We start from the raw sequence: 21,090 nt of genomic DNA, 5'->3' as shown, positions 1-21,090 counted from the left end.
TCGAGATGTGACCGGGGATTTCAGTTAAACATTCAGGTTGTTTATTCGGCTCTAGAATTACCTAGCTTTGAATTATAGGTAATGACTATAGACAATGTCTATTTTAACTATTTCACAAATATCGTACGGGAGATCATAATAGAAGAAAAAGGAAAGGCGATGATCGCTTATGGGGAAATCGTTCAAAGCGCTGCTACCGGAGCATGTGGCATTTATCGCGAAGCAGCACATCTTCTTTGTGGGGTCAGCCCCACTGTCGGAGGAAGGGCACGTTAATCTTTCTCCGAAGGGTCATGATGTGCTGCGTATTTTATCAGCGAATGAAGTGGCATATCTGGACTTAACCGGGAGCGGTAATGAGACAAGTGCGCATCTTGAGGAAAATGGGCGAATTACGTTGATGTTCACTGCTTTGGATGGACCTCCTATGATTCTGCGTCTGTACGGCAAGGGGCATGTTGTTTTGCCAGGGACCCCGGAGTGGGAGAAGCTATCTCCTCATTTTACTCTGCTGCCTGGAGCTCGGCAAATTTTCGTCATCCATGTTCATGAGGTCAAAGCATCATGCGGCTACAGCATTCCCTTTTATACCTATGAAGGAGAGCGGAATACCCTTCAGAACTGGGCGACGAAACAGGGTGAGCAAGGATTGATTGAATACTGGCAAGAGAAAAACGTGACTAGCATGGATGGACTGCAGACGACAATCGGTCAAAAGTTATCCGCAGACATTGTTTAAATTGTACTTTTTTACTCAAGATGTTTCCGCAAAGTCCCCGGTCCGGATATATGGGAAGAGTTTGGGGATTCATTCGAGTCTTATTTCAGCGAGTCCTAGTAGATTAGAACTGCCCTCCAGTTAGCCCAACGAGGCTGCCGTTTCGTGAAGGCAGCCTCGTTCTGGTGGTTGTTAAACTATAGTGTCCCGTTAGCAATCATACGTGTAATCCTCATAATGAAGATCAGCTAATTCCTCAATACTACACACGCTTCGTTCATATTGTATCAAATTCCCATTATCGTAAGTACATTTAGATACAATGAGTAATTTGCCTAAATTAAGAGTAATTTCCGAATTGAGGTATTTTCTTTTTGAATAACTTCCCTCGTTTCATGCCGCCACAATTAAATCTAATATTGGGCTGGGGCAATAATAACCGCGGTCAATCGTAGAACAAAGCATATAAAAGAAGATAAATTATATATCCAATAACAAATTTCGCAGCAAGCAGAGAATCAATGTTTGGAAGCCATTTAATTACCTCAAAAAATAATAAATTAGTTTATTGGTAATTCGTTCCTATAAACTATCCTGCTCTTTAGCTTTATTTTCTGTAGACAACAAGCACAAAAAACCCGCCCTGACGCGAGCCACGGCGGGTTATACTTTTTAAAGGCTTCAGATCACAATTAGCAGCCTACTACGTTCAGCACTCAAAAATATCAGCTTTTCTTCTCAGCCAGGATAATCCGTTATAATCCCATCCACTCCCAGCTCTCTCATCCGCTCCATATCCTGATCTTTCCGGATCGTCCACGCCATTACTTTGCGGTTCCGTTCATGAATCTCCCGGACGAGCTCCTCGTTAAGCAGGTCGTGACTAATGTTAAAGGATGATGCGTAAGAAGCGAGTTTATCCAGCTTCTTATCTGTCAAAGGGTGCTGGTCCGCGTGGATAAGGACGGCGACGGGAATGTCCGGCAGCAGGGTGTGCATACGGCGCATCGATTCGAAATCGAAGGATTGAATGATGATGCTAGCGCCACCTTCAGAATTTACGATTTCTTCAGGGCCTGCCCTTCCTCCAGATCCTCCTGTACCATCCTTGCCTTGAATACTATCGCCAACCCCAATACCAGCGATATCTTGGATAAGCTCATACCGCCTCACCATCTTAGCCAGCTTCTCTTCGATCCCCGGATAAAGCTGCGGATCCTTGATCTCGATAAGTATACCGATTCTTCCAGCGAAGCTGTACATTACTTCTTCAAGCGACAGCAGCCGTTCGTGCGCATAAGCCTTGTCATAGAAGCTTCCCGCATCCATACCTTGAAGCTCCCGCAGTGTATAATCATGCACGAAGCCCGTTTTGTTCGTCGTTCGGTCCACCGTTTTGTCGTGGATGACGACGAGCCCTCCGTCCTTGCTCATCCGGACATCGAGCTCGATGAAGTCAGCACCGAGGCGCTCGGCCAGCTTGAAGGCAGCCATCGTGTTCTCGGGGGCGTAGCCGGATGCCCCGCGATGCGCGAGGATCAAGGATCCCTCTGCCTTATAAGGACTATAGGCAGACACGGTTAACGCCGCACAGCATAGGATCAACATGAATAATCCGGCTCGAAACCATACAAAAGATGCTTTTCGTCTGGCCATCGCTTCTCCTCCTCCTGACTGGACCTGCTGACTTAGAATCTTACGCTGCCCTGCCTCACAATCCGGAGCACGCGGTCCGGATAATTGGTCGTAATGCGCATATCGGGATACTGTTCTACGATACTGGCAAGCGTATCCGAATCATCCACTGTCCATACTCCCAAATCGATCTCATGCTCTTCCATTTCATTTACCAGCTCACGCGTAACGAACGAATAATGCATGGATACGCTCGTAGCGCCCGTGTAGCGAAGCTGCTCGATCAGGAGTGTAGGATTGCCTAAGAAAATCAGCCCCGTCGGGATGGAAGGATCGATCTCGTTCGCACACTTCATGGAATCATGGTCGAAGGAGGAGAGTACGACTTCATCCTTCATTTCATGGCGATGAATGAGCTTAATCACTTTCTCCTCGATTCCTTCATATACATCGCCCATCTTCTTGAGCTCCACATGCAGCATGCAGCGTCCCTTGACGAGCTGCAGTACTTCCTCAAGCGTCGGAATACGCTCCTCCGAAAATTCCGGAGAGAACCAGCTGCCCGCATCCAGATCGCGTAATTCCTCTAACGTATAGTCTCTCACCCGTCCCGTACCGCTCGTCGTACGATCCAAAGTATGATCGTGGATGACGACAGGGACTCCGTCCTTGGATAGATGCACGTCGAGCTCGATGATTGCGATATCCGGCTCCATTAAAGCCAGCTTGAAAGCTGCCATTGTATTCTCGGGCGCTTCCCCCGAACATCCGCGGTGAGCAACGATTGTAATCATAGTGTCTCAGTCCTCTCGTTCTTTTATTTCACGCCGTTATACACGAATGCTTTAATGATTTGACGCTGCGACAGGAAAAATACGACAAGTATCGGAGCAACCAGAATCAGGTTTCCGGCCATGAGCACATTCCATGTCGCGACGCCTTCCACTTCGCGAATTTTTGCGATGCCGAGAGGCAGCGTTCTCGCCGTTTCGTTCGTCGTCATGACAAGCGGCCAGAAATAGTCGTTCCAATGGGCAATGAAGCTGAACAAGGCAAAGGTAACGAGCACCGGCTTCACCATAGGCACCATGATCTTGACGATGATTTTCCACTCGGCCGCCTGATCGAGCCTTGCCGCTTCGAGCAATTCATCCGAAATTTGCATGAACGCCTGCCGCAGCAGGAAGATGCCGAAGGCGCTCGACGCGAATGGCAAAATGAGTCCGAGATGCGTATTAAGCAGCTTGAACGCGCTCAGCTCCAAATACACAGGCAAAAAAATTAATTGAGCAGGAATCATCAACGTTACCATAACGATGCCGAATAGAAAGTTCGAGCCTTTGAATTTATACCTTGCAAAAGCATAAGAGGCCGGAATAATCGTCAGCATCTGCAGAATAAGTATGCCGACCGCAATGACGATGCTGTTAATGAAATAGTTCAGGAACGGCCCCGTGTTCCAGGCATCGGCGTAGTTTTGCCAGACGGGATTGCTGGGAATCCACTCCGGCGGAAATATCATCGTCTCCGGCAGCGTCTTGAGCGATGTGGAGAGCATCCAAATGAACGGCATGGCGAAGATCAGCACCAGCGCCAGCAGACCGACCACATTAAACACTCGGAGCGCAGCCCGTAACGCTTTTCGCAAAATCGCCTGTTTACTGCGTGTTCCGATCCACTTGTCCTCAGCAGCAGCCCCGATAGGCTTGCCGCCGATCGTATTGTTTACAGCTTTCAAGAGTTTCACCACTTTCTAACGGTAATGAACGCGATTCGACAGCAGCTTGAAGTAAATCATCGTTAATATCCCTACGATAAACAGCAGAATGACGCCGGCAGCGGAGGCGTAGCCAATTTTAAAGAAACGGAATCCATATTCATAGATGTAATACACCAGCGTGTTAGTCGAATTGACAGGACCACCCTGCGTCATGATCGCGATGGTCTCGAACACTTGGAACGATCCGATCATGTTGATGATCACAAGGAAGAAAATCGTCGGCGACAGCATCGGCAGGATCAGCTTCGTAAAGGTCGTCCAAGGCTTGGAACGGTCCAAGGAAGCCGCTTCGTAGATATCAGCCGGGATGCTTTGAAGACCTGCGATAAACACAAGGGCGTTATAGCCGAGCCCTTTCCATACGGCCACCATGACCAGAGAGATCAGCGACGTGCTCGGATGGGACAGCCACTCCAGCTTGCCGAAGCCGGCGAGCCCAATCACCCAGTTCAGCAGCCCGTATTCGGGATCCATCAACCAGCTCCACAGCAGCGAGATGGACACGAGCGAAATAATATGCGGGCTGAAGATGGCGCCCTGCACGAAGCCGTGGAAGAAGCTCTTCCTGTTTAGCCACAGCGCAAGCAGCAAAGCGATCCCGGTCGTTAACGTCACCGTCAATACCGTATAGATCGTCGTATTGGTGAGCACCTGCCGGAAATCCGGCTCCGTCAGAAGGTCCTTAAAGTTCTGAAGGCCTACGAACGTCTTGGTTGGACTGACAAAGTTCCAGTCGAACATGCTTAAGTAGATCATGTAAAAGATCGGATATATAAAAAATAATGAAAAAATGATAATGGCCGGAGCCACCATCCCGTAGGGACGCAGCTTTTCCCATACTGTCATGTCAGATCCCTCCGGCGGCAACCAGCCGTTTCGGGCTTGCCTCGATGCCGCGCAGCCTTTCCCCGCTCAGCCCGAAATAATAAAGCTGGTCGTACGGAATCGTAACTTTTACGCGATCGGCGGTCTCTAAGGGCGCAAGGAACGTTTTGACGAAAAACACGCCAGTCCGCGCCTGAATCTGATAAATACTTTCCGCTCCCAGGCTTTCGCGGGTTAGGATGTCGCCTTCTATCGCATAACCTTCGAAATCCGCACCTGCATTAATAAGCGCCTGCTCCGGACGGAACCCTACGTGACCGATGCTGGCGGTCGACTGAATATCCAGACCCTGCACATCCCTCATCTTCATCATGTTCATAGCCGGGGTTCCGATAAACTCAGCGGTAAATAAATTTGCCGGATCGTGATAAAGCTTCATCGGAGAGTCGGCCTGTTGAATGACCCCCTTGTTCATCACAACGATCTCATCCCCCATGGACATGGCTTCCACCTGATCATGCGTTACGTAGACAAAGGTCGTTCCCAGTCGCTTGTGAAGCTGAATCAGCTCCGTTCTCATTTGGTTGCGCAGCTTGGCGTCCAGATTGGACAAGGGCTCATCGAGAATGAACACCTTCGGTTTTTTTACCATCGCGCGCGCGAGGGCCACCCGTTGACGCTGTCCTCCGGACAGGTTCTGCGGCTTCTTATCCATATGCGGCGTTAACCCGACGATCTCCGAGATATCCTTCACCAGCTTGTCGCGCTCGTTTCTTGCAACGCCTCTATTTTTAAGGCCGAACTCGATATTGCCGCGAACGGTCATCGTCGGATACAGGGCATAGTTCTGAAAAACCATCGCCACGTCCCGCAGCCCGGGCGGCGTATCGTTTACGCATTTATCGTCGATCCATATCTCGCCGCCCGATTGCTTCTCTAGTCCGGCTACCATACGCAAGGTCGTTGATTTGCCGCAGCCCGACGGTCCGACGAGAACCGTGAACGAACCGTCCTTGATCGTTAAATTCAAATTCTCAATGACGGTATCATCTTTGAATTTCTTGCTTATATTTTTCAACTCGATCTTCGCCATCCGATATGGTCCTCCTTGTAATGGATTCCTGAATCGCACGCATGAGCTGCTCCAGCTCATCCAGAGTCGTCAGCCGCAAATCCCAGCTTTCAGGATCGCTGCTCGCATAAGGGGAAATAAAGCAGGTTCGGCCGCCCATTCGCTTGACCGGGTGCAGATCATTCCACGTGTTATCGCCGATCGACAAAATTTCATGAGCCTGATACCCCTGCCCCAGCAGGGTCGAGATATAACAATGTAAGCCAAGCGGCTTCTCCGCGCCGCAATACACTTCCTCGAACAAATGGTGAATCTGCATGTAATTCAGAAACTCGATTCCGGATTCCAAATACGTATTCGTCATGAGAATTTTTTTCTCAACGGCGTCCAATTCTTCAATCGCTTGAAACAAATCGCTGCGGAACTCAAATTGATAGGGTGCATGAACCATTTCCCTGCGGACCCTTTCAAAAGCCGATTGCAACTTCCCTGCGGGAAGCTTGTATTTGTGACTGATGACCGCCGCAATTCCCCACGGATCGCCGATATGAATCAGATGGGCAGCCTCGGTCGATAATGACCTATAAGAGCAAGTACGTTCATCGAGCGCGAGCCCTTCCCACGTAAAGCCTTGGATGAAGCTGTCCTCATGCCGCACCAGCGCCACATCATCCCGCGTATGGTAGAAATGGCCGAACCCAAAGGGATGCTCCCCCGTCAAAATGGCTCTTCCTGCACAGATAGCAGCCTCGGTCTCCCCTTCGTGCTCCGTTCCCTCCAGCAGGTAACGAATATATCTCTCGAGGTACGTATCTTCCTGGTACAGCGTACCGTCCATGTCGAAAATAATAACTTTAATCGCGGACAACCAGTTCTCGTTGAACATATGGTGTTACCTCTCAGCTCTTATAATTAGAGGGAGAGGGCTCCCGGACCGGAAGCCTTCCCCCGACTGAACAGCTTGCGGTACTAAACCTTTATTACTTGCTAAGCAGCTTGTTGGCTTTCTCCGCCGCTGCATTGAGCGCGTCCTGCGGTGCCGTTTTCGGATCGAGAATGGCCTTTTCGATCGCTTCCTTCACGATCTTGGTCACTTCCGGATAAGCGTTCTCCATCGGACGCGGTCTCGCATATTCCAATTGATCAACGGCAACCTTGAACTGTGGATTCTCCGCAAAATGTGTCTTCAGCTCTTCGCTTTCTACGGCAGATAGACGGGTCGGCAGGTAACCTACATGCTTATGCTGGTAGATCGTATTTTCTTTGGACGTCATCCATTTAATAAACTCCCATGCCGCTTCTTTCTCTTCCTCGGTGCTCTTCGACGTCATGACAAGCTGGCAGCCGCCGGTCGGAACGCCGTAACTTACGTTAGAGGGCATGAATGCCGTTACCAATTCAAAGCCGTTGCCCTTCGCGATTTCCAGACTTCCGGTTACGCCCGCTGTGGAGGCAAACTTGAAGGCCGACATTTGATTCGCCCAGTCTTTATCCGCGGTAGCTCCCGCTTCGTCGCCTACTGGAATTTTGATGAGACCTTCACTGGATAATTTCTTCCAGAATTCTACCGGAGCAACGCCCTCCGGCGTATTGAATGCAGCCGATTTGCCGTCTTCGCTCAGCATTTGACCGCCGCTTTGGGCAACCAGCGCTTCATAGAACCAAATATCGGCAGGCACTGTCATACCGATTTTCCCCTTCTCCTTCAACACGCGGGAATACTGCTCCAGCTCATCCCATGTCTTCGGACCTTCCGGATCGAGGCCGGCATCTTTCAGCATCGTGACATTTTTATATAAAATCGGTGTGCTGCGCATGAAGGGGAGGCCAAACAGCTTATCATCCACATAGGCATTCCCCATTAAACCGGGATTAAAATCTTCAAGCTGAAGCTGGTCCTTATCTCTCTCTGCGTAAACCGTCAGCTCTTGCAGCATGCCTGAACGGGCAAATACGCCAGTAGAGGCAATTTCAAGGTCGGATACCGCAGGAGCGTCTCCCGCTGCGAATGCCGCCTGTACTTTGGCATGAAGATCGTCGTAGCCGCCTTGGTGCTCTGCAATCACTTCGATTTTATCCTGCGATTCGTTGAAACCCTTGACCATGTGCAGCTTCGCTTCCTCGATCTTGTCGCCGAACGCGTACCAGTACTTAATGACGATTTTCTCGGACGCTGCGGAATCCGTGCTCTCCGCTTTAGCTCCGCTGTTCGCGTTGTCCGTGCTGCCGTTTTTGCCTGTCGTGCCGTTTGATCCGCAAGCCGCCAAGACCACCACCATGAAAATCGCAAGCGAGAGTGCAGTAAGCTTCTTAACCATTGTCCAATCCTCCACCTTTTCTTTGTTTGAAATGGGTTGGATGCATAAAAAAGAAACCTTAATCCTGCCGCGGACATGACGTCCGCAGCGGATAAGGTTTCTCCATTGCTCCAACCGATTGCTATTTACTTTTCATAATGAATGATACGGGACAACTATTAACTCTGTGTTATCTTGTTGCAAAGATTATATAAATTCAACCGGGGCATAGACTTATATGATTTGCCGGACTTTCTTCTTGCTTGGAAGTGGCGACGCAGCTGTCCACAGCTCAGGCTTGGACGATGAGATGGCCGTAGCTCCATTTTTCAAACATTCCTCCGCATGGCTTTGCTCATATAATAATCCCCCGGTAATAATAGGGATCGTAGTGAATGCTTTCACTTTGCCGATCATGTCGGGAATGCGGGCAGGCATCACTTCAATAATGTCAGGTTCGATCTGGCAAAGGCTCTTGGCGATATTGTCGAGCCCTTCGGTGTCGACGAGGAAGAAGCGTTGTATGGTCATTAAGTCCATTTTCTTCGCTGTTTTCACCACATTGGTTTTCGTCGAAATAATACCGGTCGGCTTGATGGCCTTCGCCAAATATTCGAGGCCGTAGTTGTCCGTGCTGAGGCCGCCAATCTTATCGAGATGCAGGAAGACCGGCAGCTGATGCTCCTTGAACACGTCGACATAGCCTTTCACGACACCGATGTGACCCGTTAACAGAAAGATGCCGCTTAATTGGCTGCGGAGCGATAGAGCGACTTCGATATGCCTCGGATCCTTGATGGATGCGATTCTCCTGTGCGTGGCGAGCCCTTTGAAAAAGGCGTCATGGTTCATCGGGTTCTTCATAACTGCAGCCTCCTTGCTTCCATTATTGCGGCTGTGCCGCAGTCAACAATGGGACAACATGCTCGCGGTCCGCGTCTGTTCCCCGGGCGTTAGGGTTATGGGTGAAATGCACCATATGCTGATGCAGCATTGGGGCGTTATCCAGAACCTCTTCGTCCGTAATATCTACGGCAGAAATTCGGAGCTCCTCTTCTGTGAGTTCCACGATCCGGAAGCCATGTTGGTCCAGACAGGCGGATAACTGTACGAAGGTCCAGTTATTTTGTGCAACGATCGAATCCACATGCGTGTGGCCGTTGAAATAGACGCCAATCCCTACTTTCCGGTTCAAAATGCGCCACATGTCAATGCTCGGATGGATCGAGCCCTTCTCTTTCTCCGATCTTGCCGTTGTGTTATAGACGGGATGATGGCCGAAGACGAGCAGCGGCTTCGTTCCGGATGCCTTCACCATTCCTTCCAGCCACTGCAGCTGCTCATCGTCGAGCCAGCCGCCCCAGTCTTCGAAGTCCATCTCTTTGGCCGTATCGAGAAATACCAGCATCGCAGTCTCGGTGTCAATCGCGTGATAACGCTGCTGGCCGGTAATCTCCAGCACTTCCCTTCTCGTCTGCCAATAGAGATCATGGTTGCCCAGTACATGGATAAACGTTCTATCCTCACGCTGCAGCAGCTCGTAAACCTCCTGCAGCTCCAAGGTCGATCCAAAATTCGTAAGGTCTCCAAGCGATATATGCAAATCGGCATCCATATCCAGAAAACGTCCCAGTAAAGTGTGATAGAAAGCTGTACGCGCCTCCCGCAATCCCGGAATCGACTTATCGATTTCGTGATAATGCAAATCTCCCATAAGAACTAATTTCATCATTGCTCTCCTCCCGGCTTAACCAAATTTGTAATTCCCTCCCTAATGGTATAGGCCAAGTATTGTGTGTCCGTTAAATGGGGAAGTAGTTTTTGTAAAGATGTGCGTGATTCGTGTGACGCATGTGATGCGTGTGATGCGTGTGATGCGTGTGATGCGTGCCGCCTCTTCTGAATGCACCATGCCGCCCCTACTGAGCTATATTGGATATTTCCACTAACTTTCGACTTTTACCGCTGTATCCATGAGCTATATTGGATTTTTGCACTAACTTCGTTCATCTAACTCCGTTCCCCATCCAAAATCGGTTTTTCAGCGCTATATCCTGTACGAAATCCAATATAGCCTCGCTTTCCCAACCATTACCGTTCCTATCCTGTACGAAATCCAATATAACCTCGCCTCCTCCTCCATTATTTCAACCAGGATCAATCTTTCCCTTTTGAAAAAAAAGAGCCGCGTGCAAACACGCGGCTTCCAGAAGCGAAATTCCCCTTACATTAAATCGCATCAAGCGAAAGGTATGAGTATAAGAACAGGGTTGAAACGGATTGCCGCCTACTTTTGTTGGTAAGGGATTCGAAATTCCTTAACGTATTTCACATAGTCCCAACCGGCCAGAAACCTCCGGGCTGTATCCTGCCCGGATCGAAACAGCATATCCCGATCTTCTGCTCCTAGATCAAACTGCGTCGTGGTCACCCGGCCTGTCGGGATAAAAACCGTCCGTACTCTGGCGTGTTTGTCTACATGCCGTTGATCATGGGCTCTAAGCATCGTTTGGAACATGGCGCGAAACATGGAGAAGGGGCCGCGAATCTCATGAAACGGTGTTTCCGGCTGTTCGCCTAATAACCGGAATCCGAAGGTAGGCCAATTCGGAATCCCTTCTACATCAAAGATCCAAATGGGATAATTGCTAAGAAGCCCCCCATCAAGGATGTAATACGGTTTTCTTCTTTGCTTTGTTTTCAATTGGTACGGCTGAAAGAAGTAGGGAAGCGTTGTGCTCATCCTTACCGCCGCGGCAACCGGGAACTCGGAAGGAGAAATATCATAGCGTGACAGGTCGTCCGGCAGGACCAGCATCTTTCCGCTGCTAATATCGGAAGCAATAATTTTAAGCTTTCCCTCCGGCAAATCGCCGAAGGTCGACACACCTTTTTGCTTCAGCCAGTACGTTAACTTGTCTTCCAGCGGTGTATTTAGATAAATTCCTGACCGAAAAAGAAGCGGGAGCGCTTTTCCGACAAAAGGCAAATAATGAACCCATGTTTTTCCGAGCAAACGGGGGTAATCGAGCGTATTCATAATTTGTATTAATTCGCGGGCATTATACCCGCAGGCCAGAAGCGCAGCCACGACTGCACCGGCGGATGTTCCAGCTAAGCGTTCCCACTGGTATCCACTCGCCTCCATTTCCTGTATGGCGCCAATGAATGCAATTCCCCTTACGCCCCCGCCCTCAAATACGGCATCCGCTCTCATAGACGTCTCTCCTTCCGGCCTCTCAGGAGTTTTACGTACGTTCGGTGCTTTATATATAAGTATACTTTTTCAATGAAATCATGTATGTGCGAAGATTGAACCATTTTGGGGGTCAGATTAACATATACTCTTTGCCGTCTGAACTTCAACACCAATTACCGTTCCTATCCTGTATAAAATCCATCATAAAAGCATCGGCTGGAGTCAAATGAGGAATCGGTTACATTGTAAAAAGGGCAGCCCTTGCAGATTGATCTGCCTGGAGCTGCCCTTTTGGATTACGGAGTTTTCGTCGCTAGCTTGGCTATCTCCTCTGCTGTGAGGGCTGTTTCATAAATACGCAATTCATCCATCAAGCCCTTGTAAGGCGTATCCCACCAGTTTACGCCTAAGCTGAAGACCCCATCGGTCGTCGTAAACACATTCGGGAAGCCTGTACGGGAAAACTTCTGGGCACCGTTGACATACACAGCGATGCTGCCGTTATTAACGGTGAAGGCCAGATGCGACCATTCGCCCGCTTTAATTTTCATGCCGGTGCCGGCATCATACCAGGCCGTGCCTGACCATACCATGGTATCATTGTTGACCCAGCCGTGTCCTTTAGGCAGGAGGCTTACCCAGTTGTTCGTATCTCTGGCACCAAAGAAGGTTGTTGTAAATTCCGTAAGCTGGTCGGGATTGAGCCATAGGGAAACGGAATACGTGTTGCTCGATATAAGTCCGTTTGGCAGGCGTATTCCAGAGGCGCCATCGAACGCCGCCGCATCACCATGGACACCGCTGGCATAAGTAATTGCTCCGCCTGTCTTATCAATTCTGTCGCCTGTAACCGTACCTGCTCCTAAATTCCCCAAGCTATCCGTCAGGTTATTCTCAAAAGCATAGTGCGCGACGACACCATCTATCGTTTGCTCTTTTACAACAACCGTAAAGGTTTTGGTTGCTGAAGCGTCACCCTTTGTAATCGCAGCTGTAAGTGTAACCGTCGCATTCCCGGTACCCGGCTCCGGCCGGTTCACGACACCGCTCTCCGATACAATATCAGCGTTTGAGGAGCTCCATACGATTGCGGTCTGCCTTGTGCCTTCTGCTGGAAGCGGCAAATTGTTCGTGACGCCGCTTGTGTCGCCAAGGTTCAAATCATTTTGAACATCCGCCACGATTTCCTCGTCTGATTTGTCGGCCATCCTGCTGCCCCAGATTGCAACCCCCTGCTTCGATAAAGCCGTAAATGTCATCACATAGCTCGCTGATGCCGGGTCCCATTCGCGTATGAATACGCCGTCGTATAGGACTCCGTCCACCGTCAATTCGGCCTTGTTATGTGCGGTTCTTTTCCAAGTGCCGCTAACATCACCGGAAATCGTACTGTTTTTATTCAACCTGATAAATTGCGATGTTTTGATCGCTGCCGAGATATCTTTGGCATGATTAACTAATTTGTAATCGCCAACGACATCCTCCCTATAGACTTTACCAAGCGTTTCACCCGTATAGCGGTACGGCGCAACGACCGGCCAGCCTTCGCTGTTCATGAACATTTGGTGGACCCGGATCTCATGTGCCTCGCCTCTTTGCGGGAAGCGCGTATGGAATATCAGAAATTGCTTGCCGGTTTCAGGATCATAGTAGGCTGAATTATGTCCCGGGGATACATAGCCGGTACCGATTCCTGTACCGGGATCTCCTATCTCCCGCTCGAACAAAAAGCTGCCCATCAATTTCACGCCAAAAGGCTCAATGGACCGGTCATCGAATATCGGGAGGCTAGGGTCGGCTTTTACGTTAATCATCTCGTTGCCTTCTGCGTCGTAATACGGTCCGTCCGGATTCTCAGAGCGTGCGACCCGAATGTTATAACCGCCAGTGGCATCAAGCCCCCCGAAGGAAAGGTACATATAGTAGTAGTCGGTTTCCGGGCTGTAAAGAACATAGGCCCCTTCAATCCGGCTATGATTCCCGCCAATGAGTTTTTTCCCATAGCCTTGATCCGGCAGCGGCTTACCTGTTGCAGAATCCATTTCGAGAATGAAAATACCGCCGGAATAAGAGCCGTACATCATCCACAGCTTGCCGTCCTTGTCGTAGAACACATCCGGATCTACAACATTGGGATGCTCTCTTGCATCATAAATGGTTCCATCTTCACTTGGTTGTCCCCACATGCCGGACTTCAAAAGAATACCCAGATCCTCATAAGGGCCTTCGACGTTATCAGCAACGGCTACGCCTAGCGCAGATCTTGGGGAATCCCCTTTACAAGCGTTGTAGTACATATAAAATCTGCCATCGCTGAGCTGGATCACATCGGCTGCCCATAATGTATCGGACTGCGCCCAGGCAAAGGTTTCTTTTAATTCCTCAACGACATTTTCGAAAAGGGGATTATTGACGTTTGCGCCCGCAGCGACAAGATCCCACTGCATGAGGTCCTTTGTTTTGGCCGCCGCCAGATGGGAGCCGAATACATAGTAGGTATCATCCACTTTAATGACGGAAGGGTCGTGTACGGATGCATCTTTAAATACAGGTATGGTATCCTCCTGCCCCTCATTTTGCTGATTACCGACGACGTTGCTGCTTTGGATCACTGTGCTGGGGGTCACACCGGCAGCTGTCGCATCAATAACGTTGGCAAAGGACGAAACCGGTACGATTAAGGAAGCCATTAATGTTACCGCAATGAATCTCTGAATCACGTTTTTATTCAAGTTTATTATTCCCCTTTCTCTTTGAAGCGAACAATAGTTTGGGACCTCCATAATCTCCTGATATGACTGTGTTCATTCGTAAATCTCCTATGTCACCACCTCCGAATTGAGTGATAGCGTCAAGCTCACAGGATTTAAAGCGCTTTCAAAACGATAACATATTAATAAACTTATTAACAGATTAACAATACAATAAATACGGTGAAGTGACAATAATAATTTTATGTTTCTATTATTAATTAATGTTTATGTTATTACAACACTATCATACCCAATGAGAGAAGGGGCTGTCTCACAAGCGAACTTACCGCTTTTGAGACAGCCCCTTTAGAGACACCCTTATGGTGTCCTTGTCATTTATAGCAGACTACCTAACACTCTTACAAATAAGCCGCCTGCATCCGCAGCTACTTTACGGGTACGTTAATATCGTCTACATTGAGGTGACCCCAGCCGCCGGTGTTGTTATCTACGATCTTGATATAGCAATTGACACCTTTATAGGCTGCAGCATCCCAAATGACATGCGAGAGAGCCTCGCTGTTGGCACCCGTTGCTTTTAACAACTCCACACCGTCGGAAACTCTTACGAGAGCTACATAAAGATTCGTGAGGTTGTTGCCGCCGCCGATTAAGAAATCGATCTTTCCGCTGCCGCCGACAATGAAGTTTGCCGACTTCAACACCCCTACAGGAGCATCTCCCGCTTTATATCCCCACAAGTGGTACACATTGCTTTTATTAAACAATCCGCCCCAGCCCCAGTTTCTGTCTTCCGAGACAACCTTATTGCTAAAGGCTGTACCGCTGACTACCGTCCAACCGGTTAAATCTCCGGATTCAAAATCATGGTTCAACAATTCAGTCGTCGCTCCTAATTGGTAGATGGTAAGACTGTTCAACGTTACATTTCCGCCCGTCGAATAAAGCTCAAGTCCATTTTTGGCAAGATCCGGGAAGATTTGATCCGTGATGGACACCTTACCGTCATTACCGAATGCCTCGATGGAAGAACGATCTACAAAAATTCGCATTTTGATCTTATTATTTTCCGCTGACATGGTTACTTCATGTTTTGCCGCAAAACTGCTGTCGAAATGCGATTCGCCGGATGCGGTCCGGTCAACGAAAAATTTGGAATTCGCCTTATTGTAAGCGATTGTTGTGAAATTACTGCCGCCTTTCCGTACTTTAAAGCCATATTCGGTTGCGGTGGCCGTATTGTTCTGGAATTCAGCAACAATTTCTACCGTATTGCCCGTCACGCCGGAAATCAAATTGCTGCCCGGAGTTATCGTTTGGTTCGTCCAGCTGTTGCTCGTTCCGCGTATGCCGGACAGCTCTGCAACTGGTGTTTGCGTCATTCTTACAGCGCCCCCACCCGTATCCGTCAGTTTTAGCTCACGCGGAATGGTCATCGAGCTTCTCCATATCGAGGTTGGAATGCTTTGCCCGTAATTCCAGTTGTTCATCCACGAAAGCATAATCCGGCGGCCATCCGCAGCCGGAATATCGCTGAAGGAAATGCCGGCATAAAAATCGGAGCCCAAGTCAGCCCAAAGCACAGTTCCCGCTGAATTATCATTTGTAAAGGTCGTTCCGTTAAACGATCCGACAAAATACTGCGTTCCCGATCCGCCGGCTGGAGCGCCATTACTAATACTGGCTGTCATTACCCATTTCGTATTAGCTCCATTGCCGTCAACCGCCAAAGGAAATAAATCCGGTACTTCCCATGTGCCGGCATGCGATCCGTGCGTACTTCCGAACTCGCTGGCATATGTCCATGATTTCAAATTCGAAGACGTATAGATTTGCACTCGGTCTCCAGCGGAAATAACCATCACCCATTTACTGGTGCCAGCATGCCAGAATACTTTCGGATCGCGGAACACCGTCAATCCTGCAGGCATCGTAATAACCGGATTTGAAGCATATTTCGTCCATGTTCTTCCTTTATCGTTGCTGTAAGCGATGCTTTGCACCTGCGTACCGCCGCTTTCATGCGTAAACATGGCGACCATTGGTTTAACCGTGCCTGTTTGGAAGCCGCTTGTGTTGTTTGTGTCAACAACGACCGAACCGGACCAGATAAAGCCGTTCGCATCCGGTTCAAGCGCAATCGGAAGATCCTGCCAGTTAACCATATCGGTACTGACAGCATGGCCCCAGCTCATGGGTCCCCATGTGGTGCCCGTAGGGTTATGCTGATAGAACAAATGATATTCACCATCGTAATAAACAAGGCCGTTCGGATCATTCATCCATTTCCGGTCCGGCGAGAAATGGAGCTGCGGGCGGTACTGCTCATACCGGTCTGCTGTCGTTATATCGCTTGCCGTATTGTAAACATGGAAATCATCCACGTTAATGTGACCCCATGCGCCCGTCGCATTATCTACAACTTTGATATATACCTGCTCACCGATATACGCGGACGCATCCCAGAACAACCGGGTGTACCCCTCGTCGTTATAACCTGTTGCCTTCATCAGCTCCGCTCCATCGGATGCTCTGACGAGTGCAACATATTCATTGCTGAGGTCATTGCCGCCGCCGATCAGGAAGTCAATCCAGCCCGTTCCATACAGAGTAAAAGTGCTCGATTTCATTACGCCGACTTGGCTGTCTCCGCCGTCTTTAAAGCCCCACATATGGTACGTGCCGTTATGGTTGAACGGACGAGCCGGAGTCCAGTAAGTGGTATCCGTGCTTACATCGAGATTATTGAAAGCAGTACCGCTTACAATCGTCCAGCCGGATAAGCTTCCCGTTTCAAAGTCAGGGTTGGTGATGTTCGTCGTTGTTGGAGGCTGTACGGGTACTTGGAAGTCGTCCACATTAATGTGACCCCATCCTCCCGTTGCATTGTCCACAACTTTGATATAACACTCGACTCCGATGTAATCGGAAGCATCCCAGTAAACTCGCGTATACGATTCTTTGTCTCCGCCGCTTACTTTAAACAGTTCTTTCCCGTCCGAACTCCGGACCAGCGCAACATATTCATCATAAATATTGTTGCCGCCGCCAACCAGGAAGTTAATCTGTCCATTGCCTCCAAGAACAAATTTCTGTGAGCGGATCGATCCGGTTTGGCTGTCCCCGCCGTCTTTCCCGCCCCATAAATGATAGCTGCCGTGTTGATTAAACGGTCCCCCCCAACCCCAATCGTTAGCGTCTGTTACATCTTGGCTGCTGAACGCATTGCCGCTTAGGACCGTCCAGCCGGAAAGATTGTCATCGAAGTCGCCATTGATTAAGCCTTCATGGGCAGGCTCCGCTGTAACGGTAATCGCGCTGGTTGCCGTAAAGTTCCCGATCCGGGTTTTTGCCGTAATAGTCGCCGTTCCTACGGACTTAGCGGTTACTTTTCCGTTGACTACAGATGCAACCGCATTGTTGCTGGAAGTCCAAATGACATCTTTATTCGATGCATCCGCAGGTGTAACCGTCGCCCGCAATAGCTGGCTGTCTCCATTTATGATCGTCTTGGATGACGGCAGGGAAACGCTTGTCGGATTGACTGCCGGATATGCCGAATTCATTTCCCATACTTTCAACTTCTTGATTACAACTGTGCCTGTATCGCTGTTGGCCCAAATTCTGATGCCTTTCGCATCGCTGCGGGTCGGGTAAGCTCTTGTCGTTAATGCTTTGAGGCCGTTCAAATACGATTCAACCATGGAACGGTCAATAAATGTACGCAGCTTAATATTTTCCGTACCGATGTCGGCGATACCGCCTTGGTACCACTTCTCTACGTCCGGATTCAGACTCGATTTGGTCCGGTTCACCCAAAATTCAGTCGAGCTCTTCTTGTAGTAAACGATCGTTTCTTCTTCCGCATTAGGGGAACGGCGTACGCTTAAGCCGACTTCATTAGCCGAGCCGGGGTCGATCTCCACTTCAATTTCAAGCATATCCGAGGATATCGACGAAAGGGCTGTATTTGCTGCCGAATACGACGTATCGGTCGTAATATTAACCAGCTGCGTCCCCCTAAGCGAATTTAATTCGGAAATCGGCTCCATTCCCAGCTTGCCATCCTGACGCAAGTATACGCTTAACGGCAGTCCAAAGTTATGGGCATAACCTGCATTGTAGTCCATCGTTGCCGTTCTTCTGCCCTGTGCGATCGTATAAATGACCGTTCTGCCGTCAGGTGTATTGAATGCAGCAGGCCCGGTAAAATGATCTCCTACGTCAAACAGCTGCGGCGCAGCATTGTCCGGCGTGAAAGTAGCTGTCGTTTTATTCCATGTGCCGATCCAGTACCATGTATAGCGGGATTGACGTTCGGTTTGCGCCATTTTGGCCGGGTTGATCATAAAGATATGCTTGCCGCTTGTTCCGAGCGGAAGCAGCTGCGGCAGCTCCCATACTTGTCCGGTTAACGGATAAGTCGTTGCATTACCGGTATATAACGGACCGCGGTAAGTCCAGGACTGGAAGCTCGAATCCGTTGTCGAATAAACCAATGCCGTACCGCCTTGTCCGGAGATGCCGGAAGTAACGAGCATGAACCATTCGTTGCCGTCTTTGAACACGAACGGATCGCGGAACTCTCCCGTCATGCCTTGTCCTGCCTGCTGATCAACAACAACATTCATATTTTTATTCCATTGATTCAAATCATTATCTTGATCGACCGGATAATTGCTTCTGGCAATATTCACGCGCTGATTCGGCGATTTTCTGTCATCGCCGGCTGTGTAGAAGATGGTCGGCACGCCGTTATCGTCCACGACCGCTCCGCCAGCCCATGCGCCTTCAGGGTCGACGTCATATCTGCCTGGAATAACGGAATCCTCTGCATCTCTCCATTTCACCATGTCGCTGCTGACCATATGCCCCCAACGGATATGATTCCAATAAGGCCCTCTCGGAGCACTCTGATAGAAGATATGATAAAGTCCGTTAAAATAGATAGCTCCGCCCGGTTCATTCTGCCAGTGTGCGGAAGGCTCCGCATGGAACTGAGGACGCTGCGTATCATTGGCCATTACGCTGCGGTCGATTTTCACATTTGCTGTAGGCAAGTTTCCACCCAGAGCTGTCACATAGCCGCTGTATGAATGCTCTACTTCTACAGAGCCCATAGCCAAATTGCGAATTTTCACTTCGTCCATCAAACCGCTGAACATGTTTAACGAGTAGCCATAGAGCCACATGCTCTGGCTGTTTTTTCCGATTAATAAATCGGTAGCACTAGGTACAATTTGTTCGCCTGGAGGGAAGTTCGCTGTTGCCACTTGTTTCCCGTTCTGGTACAACGCCACCATTCCGGTAGCGCTTTCATAAGTGGCAACAATATAAGACCATTCATTGAGAGGCAACAGCGTATCCGACATGACTTCACGCCAATTGCTGCCTGTACCGAATTGGAAGCCCCATGTACCGTGCCGGAAGTTGCCCAGTATATAGCCTTCTTTTGCTTCACGGTTGCCCTGGCTGACAATCGCGGAAAGCCGGCCTTCATCGCCATGCTCAAAATTTCTTGGCGCAACCCATGCTTCAACGGTAATTGCTTTTTGAGGAACCGGAATTTTATCAGGTGTACGTGTGATCCATGTAGAATAGCCATCAAACAGCAGCGCGCTGTTGCTGATGCCGTCGCTCTTCCATAACGGATCCTGAGACGACTGATAGACACCGGTATTCAAGTGATACTCAATCGGATCCGTCGTTCCCGTTACGGTTTCGGCAGCGACCTTCCCCGTATTTTCATCCAATTTCCAATGTCCCAGCAGCCCGCCTGCATATTGGGAATTCAATACATGAAAATCATCCGCATTGATATGGCCCCATCCGCCGGTAGCATTATCAACAATTTTAATGTACAGATCCTGCCCGATATAGGCTGCTGCATCCCAAAATACCCTCTGATACATTTCAGAATTGCGTCCGGTTTCCTTGAACAATTCCGTTCCATCCGAAGCCCGGACGAGCGCAACATACAGGTTGCTGCTGTCTTTGCCCCCGCCGATTAAGAAGTCCACGCCCCCATTGCCGCTTAGCGTAAAGGTTTCGGACTTAAGGACGCCTACGTCTCCATCCCCGTCGGCTTTAGCACCCCAAAGGTGGTAGCTGCCGTTTTTGAGGAACTTCCCTCCTTGGCTGTAATTCGTTTCGTGCGTAAGACTGCTCGGAGCAAAAGCGTCTCCGCTGACATTTATCCAGCCCTTGATCTCCCATGGGACAAGGTCCGTATATTCAAAATCATGGTTATAGATGGCCGGCTCCACATGATTATTTAGCGAAGCGGCAGGCGGGACATTCACATCGTCTATATTAATGTGACCGCTCGTCGAGCTATCCACAATTTTGATGTAGCATACGGTTCCGATATACGCCGAAGCATCCCAGTTCACAGTCGAATAGGCGTCCGTATTGCTTCCAGTCGATTTCAGCAGTTCCACGCCGTCGGAGTTTCTGACCAATGCGACGTACAAATTGTTGATGTCATTGTTTCCCCCGATGAGGAAATCCATCAACCCGTTGCCGCCTACGGTAAACGTCTCCGATTTCATGACGCCAACCTTGGAGTTGTCGCCCTTCCCGCCCCAAATATGCCAAAAATTATGCTGGTTAAACTTTTGCAAGTTCCAATAATCGGTATCCGTTGTAACATCTGCTGCGCTAAATGCTGTTCCGCTGACCGTCGTCCAGCCGTTTAGATTCCCGGATTCAAAGCTGGGATTTGTAATGGTGGTTGCCGCTTTTACTATCGTAGGAGTGTTGATCATAAAAAAGCTCGATAACATAGAAAGAATGACCATTCTTGCTGTTAACTTTTTGAGCCAACTTTTTCGTTTCATTGCTAACACTT

General features: G+C 49.3%; 13 protein-coding genes. 1 reads left to right on the top strand and 12 read right to left on the bottom strand.

The window, feature by feature from the left end; genetic code table 11:
- Positions 1–169: 169 nt before the first annotated feature.
- Complete coding sequence (locus DFP97_RS01525; protein ID WP_114378198.1) at positions 170–739, top strand: pyridoxamine 5'-phosphate oxidase family protein; 570 nt, start codon at positions 170–172, stop codon at positions 737–739.
- Between the two features lie 717 nt (positions 740–1,456).
- On the opposite strand, the gene DFP97_RS01520 is transcribed toward DFP97_RS01525, so the two are convergent.
- The 12 genes from DFP97_RS01520 to DFP97_RS31305 form a co-directional block, all read right to left on the bottom strand.
- The gene (locus tag DFP97_RS01520; protein ID WP_114378197.1) at positions 1,457–2,374 is read right to left on the bottom strand and encodes a glycerophosphodiester phosphodiesterase; all 918 of its coding nucleotides are present in this window, start codon (positions 2,372–2,374) and stop codon (positions 1,457–1,459) included.
- Positions 2,375–2,406: 32 nt separating this feature from the next.
- Positions 2,407–3,147: a glycerophosphodiester phosphodiesterase gene (locus DFP97_RS01515; RefSeq protein WP_114378196.1), complete on the bottom strand. Its 741-nt coding sequence runs from the start codon at positions 3,145–3,147 to the stop codon at positions 2,407–2,409.
- 23 nt (positions 3,148–3,170) lie between these two features.
- On the bottom strand, positions 3,171–4,001 hold the full coding sequence (locus DFP97_RS01510; RefSeq protein ID WP_245975848.1) for a carbohydrate ABC transporter permease: 831 nt from the start codon (positions 3,999–4,001) through the stop codon (positions 3,171–3,173).
- A 105-nt stretch (positions 4,002–4,106) separates the two neighbouring features.
- Entirely contained in the window at positions 4,107–4,979 is an 873-nt protein-coding gene (locus tag DFP97_RS01505) for a carbohydrate ABC transporter permease (protein WP_114378195.1), read from the bottom strand.
- 1 nt (position 4,980) lies between these two features.
- Positions 4,981–6,051 carry an ABC transporter ATP-binding protein gene (locus DFP97_RS01500; protein WP_114378194.1) on the bottom strand — a complete coding sequence of 357 codons (1,071 nt, stop codon included), beginning with the start codon at positions 6,049–6,051 and terminating at the stop codon, positions 4,981–4,983.
- Positions 6,005–6,916 (bottom strand): HAD family hydrolase, encoded by a 912-nt coding sequence (locus DFP97_RS01495; protein WP_114378193.1) that lies wholly within the window; start codon positions 6,914–6,916, stop codon positions 6,005–6,007. The genes DFP97_RS01500 and DFP97_RS01495 overlap by 47 nt, the downstream gene beginning before the upstream one ends.
- 94 nt (positions 6,917–7,010) lie before the next feature.
- Positions 7,011–8,348, bottom strand: coding sequence for an ABC transporter substrate-binding protein (locus DFP97_RS01490; protein ID WP_114378192.1), 1,338 nt, complete (start codon positions 8,346–8,348; stop codon positions 7,011–7,013).
- A 213-nt stretch (positions 8,349–8,561) separates the two neighbouring features.
- Positions 8,562–9,191, bottom strand: a complete 630-nt coding sequence (locus tag DFP97_RS01485) for a glycerol-3-phosphate responsive antiterminator (RefSeq protein ID WP_114378191.1) — start codon at positions 9,189–9,191, stop codon at positions 8,562–8,564.
- Between the two features lie 22 nt (positions 9,192–9,213).
- On the bottom strand, positions 9,214–10,059 hold the full coding sequence (locus DFP97_RS01480; RefSeq protein ID WP_245975816.1) for a metallophosphoesterase family protein: 846 nt from the start codon (positions 10,057–10,059) through the stop codon (positions 9,214–9,216).
- A 555-nt stretch (positions 10,060–10,614) separates the two neighbouring features.
- On the bottom strand, positions 10,615–11,544 hold the full coding sequence (locus DFP97_RS01475) for a patatin-like phospholipase family protein (protein WP_114378190.1): 930 nt from the start codon (positions 11,542–11,544) through the stop codon (positions 10,615–10,617).
- A gap of 278 nt (positions 11,545–11,822) precedes the next feature.
- Positions 11,823–14,258, bottom strand: coding sequence for an arabinan endo-1,5-alpha-L-arabinosidase AbnB (gene abnB / locus DFP97_RS31855; protein WP_281270923.1), 2,436 nt, complete (start codon positions 14,256–14,258; stop codon positions 11,823–11,825).
- 407 nt (positions 14,259–14,665) lie between these two features.
- Positions 14,666–21,079, bottom strand: a complete 6,414-nt coding sequence (locus DFP97_RS31305) for a GH32 C-terminal domain-containing protein (protein ID WP_245975815.1) — start codon at positions 21,077–21,079, stop codon at positions 14,666–14,668.
- Between the last annotated feature and the right edge of the window lie 11 nt (positions 21,080–21,090).

The organism is Paenibacillus prosopidis (assembly GCF_003337375.1).
In the GTDB taxonomy this organism is placed as follows: domain Bacteria; phylum Bacillota; class Bacilli; order Paenibacillales; family Paenibacillaceae; genus Pristimantibacillus; species Pristimantibacillus prosopidis.
This window is presented reverse-complemented; position numbering and strand designations above follow the sequence as displayed.

Bases quoted from the DNA above. Each gene is read 5' to 3' on its own strand.
- DFP97_RS01525 (WP_114378198.1), top strand. From the start codon at position 170: ATGGGGAAATCGTTCAAAGCGCTGCTACCGGAGCATGTGGCATTTATC.
- DFP97_RS01520 (WP_114378197.1), bottom strand. From the start codon at position 2,374: ATGGCCAGACGAAAAGCATCTTTTGTATGGTTTCGAGCCGGATTATTC.
- DFP97_RS01515 (WP_114378196.1), bottom strand. From the start codon at position 3,147: ATGATTACAATCGTTGCTCACCGCGGATGTTCGGGGGAAGCGCCCGAG.
- DFP97_RS01505 (WP_114378195.1), bottom strand. From the start codon at position 4,979: ATGACAGTATGGGAAAAGCTGCGTCCCTACGGGATGGTGGCTCCGGCC.
- DFP97_RS01500 (WP_114378194.1), bottom strand. From the start codon at position 6,051: ATGGCGAAGATCGAGTTGAAAAATATAAGCAAGAAATTCAAAGATGAT.
- DFP97_RS01495 (WP_114378193.1), bottom strand. From the start codon at position 6,916: ATGTTCAACGAGAACTGGTTGTCCGCGATTAAAGTTATTATTTTCGAC.
- DFP97_RS01490 (WP_114378192.1), bottom strand. From the start codon at position 8,348: ATGGTTAAGAAGCTTACTGCACTCTCGCTTGCGATTTTCATGGTGGTG.
- DFP97_RS01485 (WP_114378191.1), bottom strand. From the start codon at position 9,191: ATGAAGAACCCGATGAACCATGACGCCTTTTTCAAAGGGCTCGCCACG.
- DFP97_RS01480 (WP_245975816.1), bottom strand. From the start codon at position 10,059: ATGATGAAATTAGTTCTTATGGGAGATTTGCATTATCACGAAATCGAT.
- DFP97_RS01475 (WP_114378190.1), bottom strand. From the start codon at position 11,544: ATGAGAGCGGATGCCGTATTTGAGGGCGGGGGCGTAAGGGGAATTGCA.
- DFP97_RS31305 (WP_245975815.1), bottom strand. From the start codon at position 21,079: ATGAAACGAAAAAGTTGGCTCAAAAAGTTAACAGCAAGAATGGTCATT.